Source organism: Mesorhizobium sp. M7A.F.Ca.CA.001.10.2.1, assembly GCF_003998575.1.
GTDB lineage: Bacteria > Pseudomonadota > Alphaproteobacteria > Rhizobiales > Rhizobiaceae > Mesorhizobium.
On sequence record NZ_RZQY01000925.1, the window covers coordinates 1 to 1,774 of the forward strand.

The following is a 1,774-nucleotide window of genomic DNA, read 5'->3' on the forward strand; positions in this document are numbered from 1 at the left end:
CCAGCCGCAGCGTCCGCGTCTCGGCATTGGCGCCGGCATCGGCCAGCGCGCGCGACCAGCCGATGGAGTCATCGACCGGCTTGCCGTCGAAGGTGACGAACGAGCCGATACCAACCCTGGTCGTGATCAGCCCCCGGCTGGACAATTCCTCAAGGCCCTTGCGGACCGTATTGCGACTGACGGAGAAGCGCTGGACAAGTTCATTCTCGCTTTGCAGGCGGTCGCCGAAGCCGAGAACACCGGAGCGGATTTCATGTTCGAGAACGGTGGCGATCTGCTCGGGTTTGCCCGTACCGGGAGACAGTTGAACCGCGCGCCGCTTCATATAGTACCTGTTCAGTGAACCTGTATAATCCTGTTCAATATAGAGACCGGGATGCTATGTCAACGGGTACTGAAGACTGCCCAAAAGGCAGCGAATATGCGGAATACCGTGCAAGGCGCGCCGAGAGGCAGGTCAATATGGCCCCCGAAAAGCCGGTCGGCGATCGCCAAAAAAGAGGCATACATCAAGGGGATGGAGCCAGACCCTGATTCAATTTCACCGGAGCAGGCTACGGGATCGACACCTCACGCGGTTCGACGAGGATGTCCGCCTCGATCGCGGCGTTAATGAACGCCGCCCTTGCCGCCGAGACTTCTTTCTTTCCCTCGAGCACGGCCAGACAGACCTTGCGGGCAACCATATGCTTTTGCCCGGTCGCAACCGGCCAGCGGTTCAGCAGGACGTCTGCAGCCTGAGCGACCCGCTCCACGTTGAAGATCGAGTTTCGCGATCGGCCGAGCGCAATCCTGACCGGCTCATCGAAACGCTGATCTTGCACGATGCCACTCCCCAAAGTCGGCATTCATCGATTCGCGGCCTTCAACCCCGAGCAATGTGATAGGTTCCGCGCTAAAGGTGCAAGATGTCCGATTCCAGTGGCCAGAAAAATCCCAGGCTGATCGTCGTGGTCGCCTTCGATCGCGGTGAGGATGGCGAGCTGTTCCCAGCCTTTGGACCCGCCGACCAGCAAAGCGAAGACCGCGCTATACGCACCGCCAAGGCTCTGGCGGCAAAGCATGCCGGCGTCATCGCCTGGAGCCGTGAGGCCGATCCGACGCTAGGCGAATACGGCCCGCCGAACACGCTCTTCGTCAGCGGCGACGTACCTGACATGGAGTAATCTGGCGTCAGGATCCGGCCTGCGCTCAATGCCGCAGCCAGAACGGAGACTTCTCAGAAAACACCCGCCTTTCCTTGAAGCTTGATGCAAGCCGGTTCCCTCGCCCATCAAGCAAAAGCCCGCCACGGTGAACCGGAGCGGGCCTTGGAGGAGGATAAGGGGTGGGACCCTCTCCTCTTGTTTCCACGGGGGGGTGTGGACCGCAATGACCATACGAAAGTTTTGCAGAGTGCAAGATCACAAGCCGGCTTGCCTGCATCACAATCCGGTGCGCGCCGACATTGGGGGCGCTCACGAGATTGCGATCTGTCGGCGACAACCGGGCGGGCCTGGCTAGATGCGCCCGAGCACGACAAGCACGATGACGATGAGCAGCACGAGCCCGAGGCCGCCGCCGCCATAGTAGCCGGCGCCATAAAAAGGACCTCCGCCGAGGCCGCTGAAGCCGCCAAGCAGGGCAAGGATAAGAATGATGATCAGTATGGTTCCAAGGCTCATGGCTTTCAGCTCCCGTTAGCGCTGACGCATTGGGTCGAACATCGCGGCCGCGATGTTCGACCCAATGCGTCAGCGCTAACGGGAGCTGAAAGCCATGAGCCTTGGAACCA

At 60.5% G+C, this 1,774-nt stretch carries 4 protein-coding genes; 1 reads left to right on the plus strand and 3 read right to left on the minus strand.

Annotated elements, in window-relative coordinates:
* Both EN964_RS33530 and EN964_RS33535 read right to left on the minus strand, forming a co-directional pair.
* A partial coding sequence (locus EN964_RS33530; RefSeq protein ID WP_164776311.1) for a GntR family transcriptional regulator occupies window positions 1–325 on the minus strand: 325 nt, incomplete at its 3' end.
* A 229-nt stretch (window positions 326–554) separates the two neighbouring features.
* Complete coding sequence (locus EN964_RS33535) at window positions 555–848, minus strand: DUF982 domain-containing protein (RefSeq protein WP_236382758.1); 294 nt, start codon at window positions 846–848, stop codon at window positions 555–557.
* Between the two features lie 60 nt (window positions 849–908).
* Between EN964_RS33535 and EN964_RS33540 the strand changes: the two genes are divergently transcribed.
* Window positions 909–1,166, plus strand: a complete 258-nt coding sequence (locus EN964_RS33540) for a hypothetical protein (RefSeq protein WP_127268781.1) — start codon at window positions 909–911, stop codon at window positions 1,164–1,166.
* Between the two features lie 333 nt (window positions 1,167–1,499).
* Here the strand turns inward: EN964_RS33540 and EN964_RS33545 are convergent, their stop codons facing one another.
* The gene (locus EN964_RS33545) at window positions 1,500–1,664 is read right to left on the minus strand and encodes a DUF3309 family protein (RefSeq protein WP_127268780.1); all 165 of its coding nucleotides are present in this window, start codon (window positions 1,662–1,664) and stop codon (window positions 1,500–1,502) included.
* Window positions 1,665–1,774 lie beyond the last annotated feature (110 nt).